The sequence below is a fragment of the Proteus mirabilis HI4320 genome (genome assembly GCF_000069965.1).
Taxonomy (GTDB): Bacteria; Pseudomonadota; Gammaproteobacteria; order Enterobacterales; family Enterobacteriaceae; genus Proteus; species Proteus mirabilis.
In genome coordinates, this window is sequence record NC_010554.1 from 3,203,765 (window position 1) to 3,223,987 (window position 20,223).

Here is a 20,223-nt window from a genome sequence, read left to right on the forward strand (position 1 = left end):
TCAGGCAATACAACTACTGGCATCACTATTATGACTCCTCTTACTATTGGTCTTATCGGTAATCCTAATGCGGGTAAAACAACGCTTTTTAATCAGTTAACAGGCTCTCGTCAACGTGTCGGTAACTGGGCGGGTGTTACTGTTGAACGTAAGGTAGGTCGCTTTACAACCAAAAATCATAAAATTGAATTAGTTGACTTACCGGGCACTTATTCTTTAACAACAATTTCAGAACAGACCTCTCTGGATGAGCAAATTGCTTGTCACTTCATCTTAAGTAATGAAGCGGATATGTTGATTAACGTTGTAGATGCTTCCAATCTTGAACGTAATCTTTATCTCACATTACAACTGCTTGAACTCGGTATTCCCTGTATCGTGGCACTGAATATGCTTGATATTGCTGAACACCAAAATATGCAAATTGATATTCAAGCACTTTCTGAACAACTCGGTTGTCCGGTGATCCCTATGGTATCAACCAAGGCATCAGGGATTGATAAACTGAAAGACACTATTGATAGCTTTCCAGCCACCAAAAGAAAACCCGAAGAGTTACTAACTTCTTATCCAACATGGTTATTAAACGAAGTTGAATCTTTAGCTGAAAAAATTAATCACGATGAATTCAATTTACAGCAACGCCGTTGGATGGCATTACAATGTTTAGAAGGGGATATCTATACTCATCAACGTGCTGAAATTACCTCACAAGAGATAAAAGCCATTCGTCAGCGCATTCAAACTGAGCATAGTAATGAGCCAGAATTAGTGATTGCCGATGCACGTTATCAAAACATTGAGCGTATTTGCCATGCAGTCATTAATATGGAGTCCATTAAGCCCAATCAGCTCACACAAAATATCGATAAAGTGATATTAAATCGCTGGTTAGGTGTTCCTATCTTCTTGTTTGTCATGTATTTAATGTTTGTGCTTGCCATCAATATTGGTGGAGCATTGCAGCCCGCTTTTGAAGGTGGCTCTGAAGCTATCTTTATACATGGGATCCAATGGCTAGGTGCAACATTCAATTTCCCTGAATGGTTAACTATTTTCCTTGCTCAAGGTGTTGGTGGTGGTATTAATACTGTACTCCCTCTGGTACCACAAATCGGCATGATGTATCTCTTTTTATCTATCCTTGAAGACTCTGGCTATATGGCACGTGCTGCTTTCGTGATGGATAGATTAATGCAAGCGCTAGGATTGCCCGGTAAATCCTTTGTACCGCTGATTGTTGGATTTGGTTGTAACGTCCCATCTATTATGGGGGCACGTACTCTAGACGCCCCAAGAGAGCGATTAATTACTATCTTAATGGCTCCCTTTATGTCTTGTGGTGCACGTTTAGCCATATTTGCTGTTTTTGCTGCCGCATTCTTTGGTAAAAATGGCGCCAGCGTGGTTTTTTCACTTTATTTATTAGGGATCCTTGTTGCTATTTTGACGGGTTTACTACTCAAACATACCATTATGCGAGGTGAAGCTTCTCCTTTTGTCATGGAGTTGCCGGTTTATCACGTTCCCCATATCAAAACCTTATTAATACAAACTTGGCAACGTTTAAAAGGCTTTGTTATCCGCGCGGGTAAAGTGATTATCATCGCCAGTATGTTTATTGGTGCATTAAATAGCTTCACTTTTTCCGGTAAAGCGGCTGATAGTATTAATGATTCTGCCCTCGCTTCCGTCAGTAAAGTAATCACTCCGTTATTGCAACCTATTGGTGTGCATAACGATAACTGGCAAGCTACCGTTGGTTTAGTCACTGGGGCAATGGCAAAAGAAGTGGTTGTGGGAACATTAAATACACTGTACACCGCAGAAAGTATTGTTAATGAACCTTTCGTTCCTGAAGAGTTTGATCTATGGGGCGAAATTGGTGACGCCTTTGCTGAAACTTGGGATAGCTTAAAAGAAACCTTTACATTCGCCGCACTTTCCAATCCTATTGAGGCAAGTAAAGGTGATGGTGAAATGGATACGGGGACTATGGGTACCATGGGCAGCAAATTTGGTAGTGCAATAGCGGCCTATAGCTACTTAATTTTCGTTCTACTATATGTGCCTTGTGTCTCCGTAATGGGGGCTATTGCTCGTGAAACCAGTCGTGGTTGGATGACATTCTCTATTCTTTGGGGATTAAATATTGCTTACTCACTTGCCGCGTTATTCTACCAAACAGCGACATTTAGCGAACATCCACAAAGTAGTACCATCACCATTGCTGCTGTATTGATATTTAACTTAATTGTCTTTGTACTATTACGTAAATCTCGTCATCGTCTCAGTTTTAATTTAAGTAACAAACGCTCATTAGCGAAACAGTGCTGTGGTAAACAAGGTAGCTGTCACTAAGTCACAAAAGGAAAAATAAGATGGCAAGTTTGATGCAAGTTCGTGATTGTGTCGCGCTTAACGGTCGGGCTGATGCTCGTCTTGTCAGCCATCAGCTTAATATGCCTGAACCTATGGTAAAAGCGATGTTAGAGCGGCTTACATTAATGGGTAAATTAGAAGAGGTCGATGTAGAAGAGTGCTTGGTGGGTAGCTGTAAAAGCTGCCCTGAAGCCACCGCATGTCAGACTAAAGTTTATCAATTACGCTCCTAACTCACTGTCTCTTTTAAACACATACCTTCCATATCCCCCTGCTATCTCACAGGGGGTTTTTCTGATAATCAAAATGAATTTTTTTCAACTTTTGCTGGTTATTCTTCATTTTACTTTTCCCACCACCTGCGCATAATCCAATCCTTAAATAGCCATAAAGACATCTAAATGTCCAAAATGAAATTATATACATTTACCTTAATTAGGATAATAAATTATGCCGATTACTGAATTCTCATCCATTATCTCTACGGGTACACAAGGTGGGTTGCAGATGCAATGTGCTTCTCGCCAATTTCAATTATTACTTGATGAGCCTATTTCATTGGGTGGAAACGATACCGCGATGACCCCCGTTGAAGCGCTACTTGGCACACTCGGTGCTTGTAAATGCATTGTTGCTAAGAGCTTCGCCCGCCTACACCATATTAATCTCCATAATATTCGTATTGAGGTAAAAGGCGAGCTAGATATCGATGGCTTTATGGGAAAGAATAAACAGGCTAAAATCGGCTTTAGTAAGATAACGACGCATTTCTATATCCAAGCAGATAATAGTAAAACAGAAATAGAAGCTTTTATCGCCTTTATTGAACGAACCTGCCCTATATTAGATACCATAACCAACCCACCAGAATGCGAAACGCTATATCATCTTGAATAGTCTATTAGCGTTATAACCTCTTCATTCATGCCAGAATTGATAAGGCCTCACACTGCTTTAACAAGGTTTCACTAAATTCATCCGGATGAGAAATAAAGGGAGCATGTGCGGCATGGCGAAAAATAACCGAAGGAGAGTCAGGATAACGAGCATCTAATAAAGCTGCGACTTTTCTTGGCACTAAACCATCTAAATAACCATAAAGCCGAATAAAAGGACAACATAAGGTAGTAAGCTGTTCTCGCAAATCTTCTGTACGTAAAATTTCCAGCCCGCCGTTTAATGTTTCAACGGAAGGCAAAGGTTGTGCCAACACGACCGCTTTCAAGGCCTTAGTATCTTCACGAGCACTTTGAGTACCGAGTGTTTGCAAGGCTAAAAAGCGCTCAACCGTTCGATGAAAGTTATCACTCAATTGTTGCTCGAAACCTTTTAACACGTCTGGCTTAATTCCTGGCCATGCTTCATGAGCAGCAAAACAAGGGGAAGAGGCAACGGTAATTAACGCCCGTACATTATTAGGATTATCAAGTGCAATACGGCTTGCCACTAATCCCCCTAATGACCATCCTAGCCAAATGGCTTTTTTTTCAGGTGCCTGTGAAAAAACAATATCAGCCATCTCTTTAAGCGTTAGCACAGGAAAACCTTGGCTTCTGCCATATCCCGGTAAATCAACCAGATGCAGGGTAAAATGCGAGCTTAATCGCGTAATGATTGATTGCCAAACCTGAGCATTCAAGCCCCATCCGTGCAACAGCACAAGATGCGTTTTTCCTTCACCTAAAGTCTGCCAATACAATTTATTCATTGTTATGCTCTCTTCTCTTATTTTACAGGGATGTGCACTATGCTGATAACAATAGCAGGATATTGCTGGTTATGTCGTCAACCATTGCGGTATGGTAACCACAGCATTTGTTCAAGTTGTATTCGTCATCTGCCACAACAAAATAATCGTTGTCCGGGATGTTTGTATCCCTCTACCCACTCAATGATATTGTGTGGACGGTGTTTGCGATCACCACCTCGCTGGAAACAGATGTTGACAGTCACTGACTATCGCCCACCGCTTAATAAATTATTACACCTTTATAAATATCATCCTCGCCCTCAGATAGCATTATGTCTTGCGAAACTTTTTTTATTACGGTGGCTTGCTCATCGTCGCGAGAATTTAGTTCGCAAGCCAGAGCAAATTATTAGCGTACCGCTACATCGACATCGTCGTTGGCGTAGAGGCTTCGACCAAGTTGAGGCTATCGCTAAACCTTTGGCAAGATGGTTAAATTGTCCTTATCACCCTAATACCTTGATAAGAACTCGTGCTACACTGGCACAAACACATCTTAATGCCAAACAAAGGCAACAAAATTTAAATAATGCCTTTATCGTAAATCGCACAGTGTCAGTGGCAGGTAAGGATCTGGCACTGATTGATGATGTTATCACCACAAGCGCGACGCTCAATGCTATTGTACCTTTGCTATTTCGTGCTGGAGCACGCTCTGTTGAGGTATGGGCTATTTGCCGAACCTTGTAGTTAACCGTCAATTGGGCGTATGATAACCAACCAGAACAGTCAACTATTGAGCAAGACGATATGATTACTATTACTGATGCCGCACAGGCACACTTCGCCAAACTATTGGCTAATCAAGAACCCAATACTCAAATCCGTGTTTTTGTCATTAACCCAGGAACACCTAACGCTGAGTGTGGCGTTTCTTACTGTCCACCCGATGCAGTAGAGCCGAACGACACAGAAATTAAATTTGAAAAACTTTCTGCTTATGTTGATGACATCAGTGCACCTTTCTTAGAAGATGCAGAAATTGACTTTGTCACAGACCAATTAGGCTCACAATTAACATTAAAAGCACCTAATGCAAAAATGCGTAAAGTGGCTGACGATGCGCCTTTAATTGAACGTGTTGAATATGTACTGCAATCACAAATCAACCCACAGTTAGCGAGTCACGGTGGCCGCGTAAGCTTGATGGAAATCACTGAAGATGGCTATGCTATCTTACAATTCGGTGGTGGTTGTAATGGCTGCTCCATGATTGATGTCACTTTAAAAGATGGGATCGAAAAAGAGCTACTTAACCTGTTCCCAGAAGAGTTAAAAGGCGTGAAAGATTTAACCGAACACCAACGTGGTGATCACTCCTACTACTGATCCTCTATTACAAATCCCCTTTGATATTCACCTGCACAGATATCCTAGGGGATTTGTGTATATGCCATTATCATTTACAAAAGGTAACGCCATCTTTACTGATTTGACGTTATTATAGTGATATCGTTCTCTCGCTCAGAACATAACAATGTAATTAACAATATAATAAATAAGACAATTATGGATAGTTTTCAATTTCTTAGTGTTGAACAAGCCTATCAATTTTGGGTATCTCAATCGGCTATTTTAGTTGATGTAAGAGATCCGCAAAGTTATCGTCTTGGTCATGCCACTGGCGCTTTTCATTTAACAAATGATACGCTTAACCAATTTCTACAAGATGCGGATTTTGATGTTCCTGTGATGGTGATGTGTTATCACGGTCATAGTAGCCAAGGCGCAGCACAATATCTGGTCAATATGGGCTTTGAAACCGTATATAGTATTAATGGCGGTTTTGAAGCATGGCTAAGAGAGTTTCCTCAAGCGATAACTTCTCTGCAATAATTACAGATGAGTTTCTCAATGATCCACATTATCACACTATCTAACCCACAACTTGCTGATATGTTCGTCAATTATATGGCGACAAAAGGTGTTCGGATCCACGCAAAAACAGAAAATCAACAAGTCAGCCTTTGGTTGGAAAACGAACAACAACTCAATCAGGTTGAAAGTGAGCTAAAAACCTTTCTTCGTGAACCTTTTCACCCTCGTTACCAAGCGGCAAGTTGGCAAACAGGTACGCCTCAACGTACGGGTCTACAATATCGCCCGGCTTTTTCAATCAAAAGCATGGTGCAACAATCAGGCCCTTTAACGGTTTTGACCATTATTTTATGTGTGCTCGTCTTTATCTGGCAGCAAATAGTGGGCGATTACAATGTCATGTTACACCTTGCATGGCCATACGATGCTAGTCTCGATTTTGAACTATGGCGTTATATCACCCCAGCATTTGTTCACTTTTCGCTCATGCATATCGCCTTTAATTTAGCGATGTGGTGGTATTTAGCCAGCCAAACAGAAAAACAACTGGGTACAGGCAAATTATTTGTCATTATGCTCATTTCTGCGCTATTTAGTAATTGGGCACAATCACTGTTTGCAGAATCCAACTTTGGTGGACTTTCTGGTGTTGTTTACGCGCTAATTAGCTATGTTGGCTTAACAGGTTTGCGGGCCCCAGAAAAAGGGATCGGCGTTCCTACCGGCTTAATTGTTTTTTCCATATTGTGGATAATCGCGGGTTATATGGGCGTTTTAGGTGATTCTATCGGAAATGCTGCACATTTTGCCGGCTTCCTTATCGGCTTATTGATGGCTTTGTGGGATAATCGACATCAATTATCTCGTCAATCATAATAAAATTAACATGATATTTTTAACTTTAGGGGACACCTGTGAAGCAAACACAACGGCATGATGCCATCATCGAACTGGTACGCTTACAAGGCTATGTCAGCACCGAAGAATTGGTGGAACATTTTGAGGTCAGCCCACAGACTATCCGACGTGATTTAAATGAATTAGCGGAAAAGAACAAAATCCAACGTCATCATGGAGGCGCTGCATTACCCTCTAGCTCTGTGAATGCCGCTTACCACGACCGTAAGATCATGTGGTCTGATGAAAAATCACGTATTGCCCAACGTGTTGCTAGCTTAATTCCTGATGGTGCAACACTATTTATTGATATTGGTACTACCCCTGAAGCCGTAGCCCATGCACTGATTAACCATAAAAATCTGCGTATCGTCACTAATAATCTAAATGTCGCCACTTTATTGATGGATAAAGAAGACTTTCGCTTGATCTTAGCGGGTGGCGAAGTGCGTACCCGTGATGGTGGTATTGTCGGTGAAGCCACCCTGGATTTTATCTCTCAATTCCGCCTTGATTACGGCATCTTAGGGATAAGTGGTATTGATATGGACGGATCTTTGTTGGAATTTGACTACCATGAAGTCCGCACTAAACGTGCCATTATCGAAAATTCTCGTTGTGTTATGTTAGTGACCGACCACTCTAAATTTGGCCGTAACGCGATGGTCAATCTTGGTAATATGAATCTGATTGATTACCTTTTCACCGACCAAGAGCCACCATCTGGCATTCAAAAAATTATTGAACAACATAACGTTCAGCTTGAGCTTTGCTAGGATAACCCTCTATTAAAAAGTACCTTTCGGGGTACTTTTTCCTAAAATTTTCCGCTTTTTTTACCTATTTATTCTTTTGTCAAACCCCATTCCCTTTCCTATTCTTATCAATAACATCATTTGTTCTTTTCAGTTAATAAGCACACTAAATGTAGGGATATGATAATAAATTGTTATTTATATCACGCAGTAATGTTTTTTATCGGTTATATAGTTGGCATTTCCAACAAAATTCATTACAATTATGAGCGAAAACGAACATTAAAGAATTGTTTCGCGCATTCTTAGGAGGATGTTATGGAAACTAAAGACTTGATTGTCATCGGCGGCGGAATAAACGGCGCTGGAATTGCGGCGGATGCAGCAGGCCGAGGCCTTTCAGTATTAATGCTGGAAGCTCAAGACTTAGCCAGTGCAACATCTTCCGCTAGCTCAAAATTAATTCATGGTGGCTTACGCTATTTAGAGCATTACGAATTCCGTTTAGTCAGTGAAGCATTGGCTGAACGTGAAGTTTTATTGCGTTTGGCGCCTCATATCGCATTTCCGATGCGTTTCCGTTTACCGCATCAACCCCATCTACGCCCAGCATGGATGATCCGCATTGGTTTATTCCTCTATGATCACCTAGGCAAACGTGTCAGTTTACCGGGCAGTAAAAGTATTAAATTCGGGGCTAACTCTGTCTTAAAACCTGAATTAACTCGTGGTTTTGAATATTCCGACTGTTGGGTAGATGATGCTCGTTTAGTAGTATTAAATGCGCAAGAGATCGTTCGTCGTGGCGGTGAAGTTCGTACTCGTACCAAAGTGACGCGCGCTTGGCGTGAAAACGATTTATGGATGGTGGAAGCACAAGATTTACGCACCGGAGAAACTTCTCGCTACCAAGCAAAAGCATTAGTGAATGCAGCCGGTCCTTGGGTTAAAACATTATTCGATGAAGGGTTAAAATTAAAATCACCTTATGGTATTCGCTTAATCAAAGGTAGCCATATTGTGATCCCACGTGCTCACGATGAACCCCAAGCCTATATCTTACAAAATGAAGATAATCGCATTGTATTCGTGATCCCTTGGATGGATGAGTTCTCTATTATTGGTACCACTGATGTTGAATACAAAGGTGATCCAAAAGATGTGGCTATTGATAACAATGAAGTTGAGTACTTATTAAAAGTCTATAACGACCACTTTAAGAAACAACTGACCAAAGACGATATCGTCTGGAATTATTCAGGGGTGCGTCCATTGTGTGATGACGAATCCGATTCGCCACAAGCTATCACTCGTGACTATACCTTAGATGTACATGATGATAATGGTAAAACACCACTACTCTCTGTGTTTGGTGGTAAATTAACGACTTATCGTAAACTCGGTGAACACGCGGTTGATAAGCTAAATGCTTATTTCCCTAATATGGGTCAAGCGTGGACAAAAGAGGGTCAATTACCGGGGGGGAACTTAGAAGGTTACGATCGTGATGGCTATTCACGTCTTATTCGCCAACGTCATCCTTGGTTACCAGAAGCATTAGCACTACGTTTTGCTCGCACTTATGGTAGCAATACTGAAGTGTTGCTAGAAGGAATTACTGATTTAGCCGGAATGGGCGAAAATTTCGGTCATAATCTTTACGAAGCTGAATTACGTTATTTAGTTAAACATGAGTGGGTGATTGAGCTTGATGATGCTATTTGGCGTCGTACCAAACTTGGTATGTGGCTTAATGATGAACAAAAACAACGTATTACGCAATGGTTAGAGGCAAATACGCACACAGCATAATGCAGTAAAATATTCTCTGACTCTGTTCAATGTTCTTATTAGCAATTTTTGTGGCGCGATAATAGCGCCACTTTTTTTATTGCCGCATATGATGCTATTGACATTACACCTGACAAACTCATCGATAATTGCTTCAGCTGGTTTTGCACTGTTTTTGCAAAAATTCCATTAAAACCACAGCATTATTCTGTTTCTCATCTTTAGCGGAATACAGTAACACTAACGGTTTTTCTTTGGCTACCTTCAATAGTGGTTGCCAACTTTCCGGTATTGCTTCTAATTCTTTTATATAGCGAGCCGTAAATTGTGTGAAATCGCCATTTTCATGAAACCATTTTCTTAATTCAGTAGAAGGCGCGAGCGCTTTATTCCATTCATCATAATGAAAATCGCTCTTTTTCACCCCTCTAGGCCATAATCTATCCACTAATACACGATAACCTTCATGCTTACCGTCTTTATCATCATAGACACGTTTACAAGTGATCATTTCTACTCCCATTCAATCAATGAGTTAATTTTATTATAGAAGAAAATCTTCAAACGTATCCCTTCTGCGACTTTACGTTATTTAAGGTTGTCATCGTGCAACATGAAATTTTCTCTTCTTCCGATTGAATTATCCTCATTGAAACTAAGGTGAATAACTGTTGACTAAATAACCGAATTAAGAGAATCTACATCTAGACGTCTAAATGGTTAGATGGGTAAATAAGTAGCGATACTTAACGGAATAACAATAACAACATGTGACACAACGATTGATGAGGTATAGGTATGAGCTTTTATCACGCAAGCCAGCATGAAGCGCTTAATCAAAATCTTGCTGAATTAGATGGCCAGATCCAAGTTTCTTTTGAGTTTTTTCCTCCTCGCACACAAGAGATGGAAAATACACTCTGGCAATCACTGGCTCGTTTAAATACCTTAAAACCTAGCTTTGTTTCGGTCACTTATGGTGCAAATTCAGGTGAACGAGATAGAACACATGCCATTATTAAAGATATAAAAGAGCGTACAGGCCTTGAGGCAGCACCACATTTAACCTGCATTGATGCCTGTCGTGAAGAATTACAGCACATTGCCCAAGACTATTGGCAAAGTGGCATTCGTCATATTGTGGCGCTACGGGGAGATTTACCTGATAACAGCCAGAAGCCAGATATGTATGCCGTTGATCTGGTTCGTTTACTGAAAGATGTAGGAGATTTTGATATTTCGGTTGCTGCTTATCCAGAAGTGCATCCCGAAGCTAAAAGCGCACAGGCTGATCTTATTAATTTAAAAAAGAAAGTGGATGCCGGCGCTAATCGAGCCATTACACAATTTTTCTTTGATGTAGAAAGTTACTTACGCTTTCGTGATCGCTGTGTTTCAACGGGTATTGATGTAGAAATTGTTCCGGGTATTTTACCTGTCACCAATTTTAAACAGTTAAAACGTTTTGCCGGATTAACCAATGTGAAGATCCCCGGTTGGATGCATAAAATGTTTGATGGCTTAGATAACGATCCAGAAACTCGCGCACTGGTTGGGGCTTCTATCGCTATTGATATGGTGAAAATTTTAAGCCGTGAGGGCGTGAAAGATTTCCATTTTTACACTCTTAACCGCTCTGAATTGACCTACGCCATTTGCCATACATTAGGTGTTCGCCCACAACTTGCGAAGGTTTAGTCTTATCACCCCGCCCATAGTCTATTGGCGGGGTTTTTCTAGGCGAGATTATTTTGCAAAATGATAAGGTTGCTCGATAGGAAGTAAGCTATATGCAGTATCTAGATCGCCATTAGTAATACAAGTATCTATTTTACGCACTTTATCAGTAATATCGGTAATATTAACAATCCACTCATTGCAATATTTTTCTACTGCTTGATTACGTAACCCTATTTGAATAGTGCGATAACTTAAGCGATTAAGATAAATATCTCGTTCAGGATCCCACTGAATACGAATATCACTGGTTTCTGTTGCTTCTTGCCATTCTTTGGCACTCACATAGTGGTCTGGATCGAAATGACTGACCACACCTTGTGTTAGCATCTGTTGAAAGCCTTCATGGGTAATATCAACAGCCAAAATAGACGCTTGATTGGGATCTTTGCGCCCCCACCCTGAGCGATACATCATCCAAAGAAAGGAGGGTTTTACCCAAGTCATACGGGTCATACTAAAAGGGGGAGAAACAAAAGTACCATTTGCGACTGCGCTCTGAGCGATAGTAGTAGAATAGGCTTGGTAAACACGGACAAAATCATCCGTATAATATGCCCTTACTTGACACTCAGGACATCGGTCAACATCATCGTTCATCTTTCTTTAATATCCTTTTATATTAATAAAATGGAGCTATCTGCTTAAATTATGAGCCTCTAACCAGAGATAATCAAGAGTCCCTATTTTCATTAGGGATTTAATAGAATATGACATCGTGACAAGCCATACAAAAGAATGATCATAAAGCGCATAAATTAAAATGGCCATTATCGCTGCAATAATAAAAAATTTAATCTTGCAAAATATATCTTACACTACGTCCACCAGCGCCCAAGGCGCTCAATACATTGTACTGATTATCAAAACGACTCGATCACGAAATTTACATTAAGTTCTCTTTTATTTTCTGATCACTAGCGCTGACTAAATAATTATTTTCTCTTTTCTTCTTTCTTTATAGGAAGAAAGGAAAATATTAAGCAAATAATCACAAATGATACTAATAGTATTCGACCATAGAAATAGGGAAAAAACCGAACAATCAAAACACTATAAAGGACAAAAAAAATAGCAATAATGCTTAATATTAAAGATTGTTTAAGGTCTTTTTAAAAAAAAAGAAAATATTTTTTTCATACATAGCCTACATTAAAGTCGCATATCTGATGATATAACATTCATCATATCAGAAGAGAATGGGTAGCCATTAACCACATATATCCCCCCAATGAGGCGAATAGAAAGCTTATTCTACTCACAAAGTGAGGCGAATAATCACGATATTTGACTCATGCTCCTGCAATTAGGCGTTTGATAAGTTGTGTTTTAATTAATGGAGGCGCTTTCACTACGTTACCTGCTATCTTAGCAGTCATGATTTCAAAGGCTTTTTCTACCAATAAGGTTTCATCTTGCTTCATTGACCAGACATTATTAGGTAAAAAACTTAACATAACGTGATCATCAAAAGTACCTATATTGATATGTGCGGGAATAACACCTTCTGTTTGGCGAATAGCACTTAATACGCCTTCTAAAATGGGCAGTGATGAGGCAATAAAATGACTGGGGATCTGCCGATGTTGTTCAAGATATTGCTTCATCATCTGTTCACCATCTTTGGTGGTGTTATGTTCTGCATAGGAAACGGTTACATGGCTTTCATCACCATAATGGGCTTTGATCGCCTGAACATAACCGCGCAAACGAGCTGCAATAGTAGGAAGAAGAGCATCACCGGCAAAAAAGTGGATTGGCGCATCTTGCTGTATCATCGCTTTCGTTAATTGTGCACCACTATCACAGTTATCAGACGCCACGCAAATTGCATTACTAACAGAAAAATCTCTATCTAAGAACACTAAAGGCTTTTGACGATGTTTAACGTGATGTTGCTGATTTTTTCGACTCGCTGAAACAATAAAAATCCCATCAACATTACGCTCATCCATAGACTTTACGAGCTTATTTTCATTTTTAATATCACCATAGGTACAACTTATCATCAGCTGGCAACCAATTTGGTGACAATGCATCTCTAACTTTTCCGCTAAAGCAGCAAAGAAGGGGTTGGACAGCCGAGGAATAACCAGACCATAAGTATCTGTTTTATTGAGTTTTAAGCTTCTTGCCGCATGGTTAACGGTATAACCAAAAACTTCGACATAATCAGCAATTTTTTTCTGGGTTTTTGCACTGATCCGATATTGATCACCTTTACCATTGAGTACTAATCGTACTGTGGTGATAGATAAATTCAGATCATTTGCAATTTGTTCAACTGTTTTTGCCATTAATGTTCCGTCATTGATATTGCCCTCATTTTGCTAACAATGAGGGCGGATTAACCTTTATTAAGCAGATTGACTACGCCATTTTTTCCACATTGATTTTAACCCAGGTCCGACAATAGGTAACAGCAGTGTTAATAGTGCAATAGCGAGGAATGTCGCAGTAATAGGTCGTGTATAGAGAATCGATAAATCCCCTTGAGACATCATTAAAGCACGGCGTAAGTTAGATTCTGCCATTGGCCCAAGGATAATACCTATCACCACCGGAGACATCGAAAAATCGAGCTTAATCATAATATAAGCCAGTAATCCTGCCCCCATCATCACAAAAACATCAATGATGCTATGGTTAACTGAATAAGCCCCCACACTACACAACACAAAGATAATGGGTACTAATACTCTTCGTGGTACATCCATCACACGTACAAACAGTTTCATACACAAGAAGCCTAAGATACCGAGAAAAATATTCGCCATCATTAAGCCGATAAAAATACTGTTCACTTCAACGGGATTATCCGTAAATAACTGTGGCCCTAGCGCTAATCCTTGCACCATAAAAGCCCCCATAATAATCGCCGTTGCGCCATCACCGGGAATACCTAAAGTCATTAGAGGTACCATGGTGCCACCCGTCACCGAGTTAGCCCCCGCTTCCGGTGCTGAAACCCCTTCGGGTGATCCTTTTCCAAATTCTTCAGGGTGTTTTGACCAACGTTTTGCTTCGTTATACGAGATAAAAGATGAAATATCTCCCCCAGTCCCAGGAATAGCACCAATAGCCGTTCCTATCGCTGATGAACGAAAATAGGTAGGTAAAACACGTTTAAAATCGAGCCACGTAGGTAATACACGATGAATACGGGCATTAATTTTCTCGCTTTTCTTCTGCTTGCGCTCACGATACTCTTCTTCAAAGCTAATCAAGCCTTGAGAAAATGCAAAGAGTCCCACGAGGATTGGAATAAACGAGACGCCCCCCATAAGATACACGGTATCAAACGTAAAACGTGGCCCTGCTGTCATAGGATCAAGCCCGATAGTGGCAATTGCAAGACCAATCGCGCCCCCCATTAATCCTTTCACAATCGATTGCGATGATACACTGGTAATAATACTTATGCCAAATACCGCAAGAGCAAAATATTCAGCAGCAGAGAATCCCGTCGCCACTTTTGCCAATTGAGGAGCAATAACAATTAAAGCGATAGTACTAAATACACCACCAAACATCGACCCCATGGTTGATAAGCCTAATGCTCGCCCTGCTTCACCTTTTTTAGCCATCGGATAGCCATCTAAGACGGTGGCTGCAGATGCAGGTGTGCCCGGTGTACTAATTAATATCGCGGTAATGGAGCCACCATAAACAGCCCCACAATACATTCCCAATAATAATAAGATCCCCGTCATTCCTTGAAAGGAGTAAGTCAGTGGGAGTAACAGTGCAATGCCCATATTCACTGTTAAACCCGGTAATGCGCCGATAATAATCCCCGCGAAAACCCCTAACAGGATCATTGTTATCGTTTCTAAACTAAAAACGACCATTAAAGCATCTAAAATTTCCATACCAAGGCTCCTTTACCGCTTACTCAAAAAAGACAGAGGTTGGCAGAGGTGAATTAAAAATAATGTCAAAGAAAACATAAACCGCGGCTACAATCACAATCGGGATCACCACCATGGCAATAGGTTTCCTCTCATTCATCAACCACATAATGATTGGGATAAGAAGCAATGATGGAACAATAAAGCCAAATAGATATAAACCTGTTGCATATAGCAGCATAAAAATGCCTAAGCCATAAGCACGCTTAACTGCGGTCGAACTTAAATCTACGGACTGGTGTACATGTTTAATTTTATCAACCACGACACCTATCCATTGAAAAATCCCCAGTAAAATAAATAAGATGGCTAAACCGTAAGGCCAAAAACGCTCCCCAGGTACACCATATTCATCAAACATACTCATATCACGGGAGAGATAGATAATAAGTAGCCCAAAAGCTACTGAAATCGCACCGATGATTGTATTGATTTTAGTCATGTCGGGATCTCCCCGACCCTATCCGACTTGCGGATAGGGTGGTTTATTATAGAAAGGTTATTTTTTCAGGGTGGCTGAGATTAATTCAGCATACATCTCATGATCTTCTTTCATCATTTGATACGCATCGTCACCGACGATAAATACTGGCATAATACCTTGTTTTTTCAATGCTTCTTGATATTCTGGTTTTTGAACCACTTCTGAAAATGCCCCCACTAACTCATTTTTAACGTTATCAGGCACACCTGCTGTTGTGGCTAATACAGCCCATGCGCGCATTTTCACGTTGGTATCGAGATTTAAGGCTTCTTTAAAGGTTGGAACATCCGGAATAAGTGGGAAACGACGTTCATCCATCACACCGAGAACACGCAAGATACCCGCATCAACTTGTGATTTAACCGCACCGGGTGTGGTTAATACGCCATCGATATGATCGCCCACTAATGCAGCAATAGAGGGGCCTGTACCTTCGTTATAAGGAATATGATTAAACTTAGTTCCCGTAGTACGTTCGATATTCACCCCCGCGAGGTGATAAATAGCTCCCATACCTGAGTTACCAATTTTTAATTTACCAGGGTTCGCTTTTGCTCCGGCAATAAATTCTTCCAATGTTTTATAAGGTGAATTAGCATTCACCACGAGCACAACCGGATCAGCAATCGTTGTCGCAATCGGGGTAAAGTCTTTATAGGTCACGGGTGACTTACCTTGATGTGGGAACATCGCTAATTCAACCGTCGTCATGACTAATTTAGTGCCATCAGGACGCGCATTTGCCACTTCAATTAACCCAGTTAAACCATTACCTGCGGGTTTATTAACCGGTACAAAGATACGCCCTGCTGGCATCACATCTTTAGCAAATTCAATGATAGTCCGTGCAGAAGTATCAGTACCTCCCCCCGGGTTTTTTGGGATAACCACATCAATATTTTTAGTAGGATACGTTAACTGTTGGGCTACAGCATTCCCCATGCCCAATGTCATCGTAAGCGCCAACGCTGCGAGTAGACTCTTTTTCATAAAACCCTTTCTCCACATTTTTATTGAGTAGCTATTAACTGCTGATAAACAATGTTTTTTCTGTTCCAAGTAAAAGTCACATGTAGGGTATTGTTTTCAGCAATAATAGCCGGATATGAAAATTCGCCTTCCCCATCGAGTAAATCGAATGGTTCAGACCAAGTACTGCCATTATCGGATGAAAGACTGACAGAGATAGGATAACGACGACTCCAGTTGCCTGAATTCGGGTTATATACCAATGCCAACAGACCATCTGCGAAGGAGACGACATCAATGCCGCTATTATTATTTGGTAAGGTTGTTGCATAAGCCGGACACCAACTGCGCCCATAATCCGTTGAATCGCTACGATAAATTTTACCGCGCGTACTGCGCATCATGGCATGCACATGTCCAGGCTGAGATCCCCATAGTGTTGGTTGTATCACGCCATCCCATTGAAAAACACGTTGTAGATCAGTCTCCCACAAGGCATCGTCCTTTAGCCCTTGCCAGATTTCATGCTCCGCTTGCCCTCCTTGATGATGGGCAATCGGAATATCCACTCGCTGCCAGTGTTGACCATTGTCGCTAGAAATATCGACAAACGCATCCCAGTATCGATCATCCTCCACCGACCCCGGTGCTAACCACTCGCCGTTTGACATCACTAATACTTTGTTTTTCACAGGACCTCTAGGTGTTACATCACCCGAAACCAATTCACTTGGTAAACTCCAGCTATTTCCGCCATCCTTCGAGATAACGTATTGGGTCGTCCAACTATGTACATCAGGACCCGTTTTATAAAACAGCCAGATATTACCTGTTGATGGGTCAACATGTAAAACTGGATTCCAGTGCGCAACACCTGGATTTTTAACCACAGGTTGAGCGGGTTGCCAATCATTTCCCTCTTTTATCGCCAACCAGATAGCGGTATTACCGCTACCCTCTTTATCGCCAGCAAAAAAAGCGGTTAATAAACGCTCAGAGTTAGGCACACGCACAATCGTTGAAGCATGGCAGTGATTAAAAAGTGAATGTGCATTATCCAGCACAAACTGGGTTTCCTTCATCACGAAAGGCATATTCCTACTCCTGTGTCCTAAATTAATTTAACGAAAGCCACTTCTTCATATTTTCACCCAATGCCGTCATGCTATTAACAGCAGAAGGGAAAAATGAGTTTTCAAACTGACTACTATTACGAGAGCGGCAAACCAGTGTCGCGAAATTGCCGATCAGGCGCTGATGATATTTAGCGCAGGCAGGATAATCCAGCGTTTCAGTCATCGCAGCTGTTGATAAATAATCAGCTAATAGCGCAGCTTGCTCTGGTTTATCCTGCCAATTTTCATACAGCCAGACATAAAGTTCGGGGTGGAAGTTAGCCATAACACCACTATATGCTTGGCATCCTGCTTGGAATGACGCTAATAAGGTTTGACTATTAGCATTGGCTAGATGCAAACGACTTCCTTTTGATAATGCTAAGCGACGTTCTATGAGAGGAAGAGAACAGCAAGTATCTTTAATAAAGGTAAAGCGATTACTTTGTGCGCACCACTCTACTATCTCTTCAGATAACAAGCGTTTGTAAGGATAAGGGCATTCATAAATACCCAAATCAATCTCTTTAGGTACAGCATGGGTTAAGGATTGTAGCGTTTCCAGCGCCTTATCATCAGACTCGCCCACTTGCGCTAAGCGATTACTGATCATAATAACACCATCAACGCCGGTACTCGCCATTGCCTGCAGTTGTTCTTTTTGCTGGCTTAAGGCCGTTGCCGTATGGCCAGAAGCAACAACAGGTACTCTTCCATCTGCTTTTTCAACGATAAAACAGGTGAGTGCTTGTGTTTCTTCATCACTCAAATAAAACATTTCGCTTGATTGGCAGGCGGCAAATAACCCATGTACGCCCGCATCGATATACCAATCGACAAGGCGCTCTAATGACGCCCAATCAATCTCTCCTTTAGTATCAAAAGGAGTGAGCATCACAGGCCAAACACCAACGTATTTTTGCTGACTCATTATAAATTCCTTACAGTAAGTTAATGGCATCACCTGCCACTTTCACTTGAATACCTTGAGTCAGTGCTTGAGCAACAAAGGCTTGTAGCACAAACGCCAATTTATCGTCATCAACATAAGCCACTGTAATATGGTTACTTTGATGTCCCGCCATAAGATCATCACGAGTTACACCATCTAAAGTACAGTTGAGTAATGGCCATTCGTAGTTAGTGGCTCGACGGCGACGTTCAAACTCTGCCTCCGGTAATTCCACCGCCATACCTGTACCAATATGCATAATCACATCTGTACCTTGATAGTGTGCACGTGCCCATAACAAACGCCCTGCTTTACCTTGACCCGCTATAGTTGATCCCCCTTTAGGGAAAAACATAGCTGGCTGACGGTAACCTGTTGCGCCTTTGATCCCACCTTTAAGGTGTTCAAAAGGCACAGAGCCGGAAATTTCCATATCCCAGTAGAAGGTTCCCTGATACTCACTCCCCCAACGAATATCGTGTAATGTTGTTTCTGCAGGCAAGCCTAACGAGGTTAATAAACGCCATAACATCGTTTGTGGAATAGCTGTACCCATATCGACTTCGTTGATACAAGGGATCGGTGTGTTAGGGCTGATAATGTCGCCATTTTCATCCGGTAACGGGAAGCGTGCCGTTGACCCAATTGCACCTTCGGCAAAATCAGAGGCAGGACAACAATCTTTTAATCCTTGCTGATATTGCACGCCTACAGCGGTTAAGCCAAAGCGTTTAACGAAACGCGCCATTGCAATCATCATGGCACACTGCTCTTTCACCTGTTCACGAGTCAGTTCAGTTTTATCATCTGTACCAAACTTAAACGTCATGCCATTATTTTCGTACCATTGCACACACTCTTCTCTTAATGCATCAGGTACTTTTGCCATTTCGACCAATAATGCAGATTGAGAGAGTGATTCAATGGGCATACCAATATCGATCATTGCCTGTTGTGGGAAGACCCCATTAATCATTCCCATACAGAATGTATCGAACAAACCTATTATTTCTTTATTTTTAATTATATATTCGCCGACTTTTCGACCCACTTCGCCAGCTTCTGTCGCCATTACCCTGTGTGTTGGCGCAACTTCTTTAAGATAGCTAAGCTGATGATTTACATAACCATATTTCAACCATGTTGCTAAGCCATCAATAAAAAATGTATCGTCAAAATTTTCTGACCATAAGCGTGAATAATTTTTACCTAAACTGGTTAACGTCCCCGCTAAACACAACATGCCAACTAGCCCCGGCCATGTACCATCAAAATTAGCCAGCAACAGAATTGGCCCGCGATGATGCGCTAATGAAGAGGCAATATGGTGTGAGTATTGCCATGCGGTTAATAGCACAATAACGGGTGCATCAGGATCGATAGCCGCAAACATATCGCAACCTTCACGCTGACTACTGATAAAACCATGGCCTCGTGCTTCATCAATTTTATGTGCACGTTTCATGGTGTAACCTTGTGCTTTTAATGCAGCGGCTAGCTTATCTTCAAATTTTTTCTGCACAGGCCAGCATGTTACGTTTGCAGGCTCACGTAAGTCTGCGTTAGTGACCATCAGGATCTCATTAGCTTCTGCACTGATAACGTCCGGTAATTTTGGTAGATTTAAGTTCAACATAAGATATCCCTGGTAAGGTAAACTCG

At 41.2% G+C, this 20,223-nt stretch carries 20 protein-coding genes; 10 read left to right on the forward strand and 10 right to left on the reverse strand.

The window, feature by feature from the left end; genetic code table 11:
• The first annotated feature begins 30 nt into the window (after window positions 1-30).
• From feoB to PMI_RS14450, 3 genes are all read left to right on the forward strand, one after another.
• Window positions 31-2,361: a Fe(2+) transporter permease subunit FeoB gene (feoB, locus tag PMI_RS14440; protein WP_012368551.1), complete on the forward strand. Its 2,331-nt coding sequence runs from the start codon at window positions 31-33 to the stop codon at window positions 2,359-2,361.
• Window positions 2,362-2,381: 20 nt separating this feature from the next.
• The gene (locus PMI_RS14445; RefSeq protein ID WP_012368552.1) at window positions 2,382-2,615 is read left to right on the forward strand and encodes a FeoC-like transcriptional regulator; all 234 of its coding nucleotides are present in this window, start codon (window positions 2,382-2,384) and stop codon (window positions 2,613-2,615) included.
• Between the two features lie 217 nt (window positions 2,616-2,832).
• Window positions 2,833-3,279, forward strand: a complete 447-nt coding sequence (locus PMI_RS14450; protein WP_004246759.1) for an OsmC family protein — start codon at window positions 2,833-2,835, stop codon at window positions 3,277-3,279.
• 25 nt (window positions 3,280-3,304) lie between these two features.
• On the opposite strand, the gene bioH is transcribed toward PMI_RS14450, so the two are convergent.
• Window positions 3,305-4,090 (reverse strand): pimeloyl-ACP methyl ester esterase BioH, encoded by a 786-nt coding sequence (bioH, locus tag PMI_RS14455; RefSeq protein ID WP_012368553.1) that lies wholly within the window; start codon window positions 4,088-4,090, stop codon window positions 3,305-3,307.
• Window positions 4,091-4,129: 39 nt separating this feature from the next.
• On the opposite strand from bioH, the gene PMI_RS14460 reads away from it, so the two are divergent.
• From PMI_RS14460 to glpD, 6 genes are all read left to right on the forward strand, one after another.
• A complete protein-coding gene (locus tag PMI_RS14460; protein ID WP_012368554.1) occupies window positions 4,130-4,822 on the forward strand; it encodes a DNA utilization protein GntX in 693 nt (230 codons plus the stop codon).
• A gap of 60 nt (window positions 4,823-4,882) precedes the next feature.
• Window positions 4,883-5,461: a Fe-S biogenesis protein NfuA gene (gene nfuA, locus PMI_RS14465; RefSeq protein WP_004246756.1), complete on the forward strand. Its 579-nt coding sequence runs from the start codon at window positions 4,883-4,885 to the stop codon at window positions 5,459-5,461.
• 180 nt (window positions 5,462-5,641) lie between these two features.
• Window positions 5,642-5,968: a thiosulfate sulfurtransferase GlpE gene (gene glpE / locus PMI_RS14470; protein WP_004249057.1), complete on the forward strand. Its 327-nt coding sequence runs from the start codon at window positions 5,642-5,644 to the stop codon at window positions 5,966-5,968.
• 18 nt (window positions 5,969-5,986) lie between these two features.
• Window positions 5,987-6,826: a rhomboid family intramembrane serine protease GlpG gene (gene glpG, locus PMI_RS14475; protein ID WP_004246754.1), complete on the forward strand. Its 840-nt coding sequence runs from the start codon at window positions 5,987-5,989 to the stop codon at window positions 6,824-6,826.
• A gap of 38 nt (window positions 6,827-6,864) precedes the next feature.
• The gene (locus PMI_RS14480; protein ID WP_004246753.1) at window positions 6,865-7,623 is read left to right on the forward strand and encodes a DeoR/GlpR family transcriptional regulator; all 759 of its coding nucleotides are present in this window, start codon (window positions 6,865-6,867) and stop codon (window positions 7,621-7,623) included.
• 297 nt (window positions 7,624-7,920) lie between these two features.
• Window positions 7,921-9,414 (forward strand): glycerol-3-phosphate dehydrogenase, encoded by a 1,494-nt coding sequence (gene glpD, locus PMI_RS14485; protein ID WP_004246748.1) that lies wholly within the window; start codon window positions 7,921-7,923, stop codon window positions 9,412-9,414.
• A gap of 133 nt (window positions 9,415-9,547) precedes the next feature.
• Here the strand turns inward: glpD and PMI_RS14490 are convergent, their stop codons facing one another.
• The gene (locus tag PMI_RS14490; RefSeq protein WP_004249056.1) at window positions 9,548-9,904 is read right to left on the reverse strand and encodes a DUF488 domain-containing protein; all 357 of its coding nucleotides are present in this window, start codon (window positions 9,902-9,904) and stop codon (window positions 9,548-9,550) included.
• A 287-nt stretch (window positions 9,905-10,191) separates the two neighbouring features.
• Between PMI_RS14490 and metF the strand changes: the two genes are divergently transcribed.
• Window positions 10,192-11,091 carry a methylenetetrahydrofolate reductase gene (gene metF / locus PMI_RS14495; protein WP_004250030.1) on the forward strand — a complete coding sequence of 300 codons (900 nt, stop codon included), beginning with the start codon at window positions 10,192-10,194 and terminating at the stop codon, window positions 11,089-11,091.
• A 48-nt stretch (window positions 11,092-11,139) separates the two neighbouring features.
• On the opposite strand, the gene PMI_RS14500 is transcribed toward metF, so the two are convergent.
• The 8 genes from PMI_RS14500 to PMI_RS14535 form a co-directional block, all read right to left on the reverse strand.
• Entirely contained in the window at window positions 11,140-11,730 is a 591-nt protein-coding gene (locus PMI_RS14500; RefSeq protein ID WP_004246743.1) for a DUF4291 domain-containing protein, read from the reverse strand.
• 692 nt (window positions 11,731-12,422) lie between these two features.
• The gene (locus tag PMI_RS14505; protein WP_004249055.1) at window positions 12,423-13,427 is read right to left on the reverse strand and encodes a LacI family DNA-binding transcriptional regulator; all 1,005 of its coding nucleotides are present in this window, start codon (window positions 13,425-13,427) and stop codon (window positions 12,423-12,425) included.
• A gap of 60 nt (window positions 13,428-13,487) precedes the next feature.
• Complete coding sequence (locus PMI_RS14510; RefSeq protein WP_004246740.1) at window positions 13,488-15,002, reverse strand: tripartite tricarboxylate transporter permease; 1,515 nt, start codon at window positions 15,000-15,002, stop codon at window positions 13,488-13,490.
• A 19-nt stretch (window positions 15,003-15,021) separates the two neighbouring features.
• Window positions 15,022-15,483: a tripartite tricarboxylate transporter TctB family protein gene (locus PMI_RS14515; protein ID WP_004246739.1), complete on the reverse strand. Its 462-nt coding sequence runs from the start codon at window positions 15,481-15,483 to the stop codon at window positions 15,022-15,024.
• A 57-nt stretch (window positions 15,484-15,540) separates the two neighbouring features.
• The gene (locus tag PMI_RS14520) at window positions 15,541-16,515 is read right to left on the reverse strand and encodes a tripartite tricarboxylate transporter substrate binding protein (RefSeq protein ID WP_004249054.1); all 975 of its coding nucleotides are present in this window, start codon (window positions 16,513-16,515) and stop codon (window positions 15,541-15,543) included.
• 20 nt (window positions 16,516-16,535) lie between these two features.
• Window positions 16,536-17,588: a sialidase family protein gene (locus tag PMI_RS14525; RefSeq protein ID WP_004246737.1), complete on the reverse strand. Its 1,053-nt coding sequence runs from the start codon at window positions 17,586-17,588 to the stop codon at window positions 16,536-16,538.
• A 22-nt stretch (window positions 17,589-17,610) separates the two neighbouring features.
• Window positions 17,611-18,540: a dihydrodipicolinate synthase family protein gene (locus tag PMI_RS14530; protein WP_012368556.1), complete on the reverse strand. Its 930-nt coding sequence runs from the start codon at window positions 18,538-18,540 to the stop codon at window positions 17,611-17,613.
• Between the two features lie 10 nt (window positions 18,541-18,550).
• Complete coding sequence (locus tag PMI_RS14535; protein WP_004246735.1) at window positions 18,551-20,197, reverse strand: hypothetical protein; 1,647 nt, start codon at window positions 20,195-20,197, stop codon at window positions 18,551-18,553.
• Window positions 20,198-20,223: the final 26 nt, after the last annotated feature.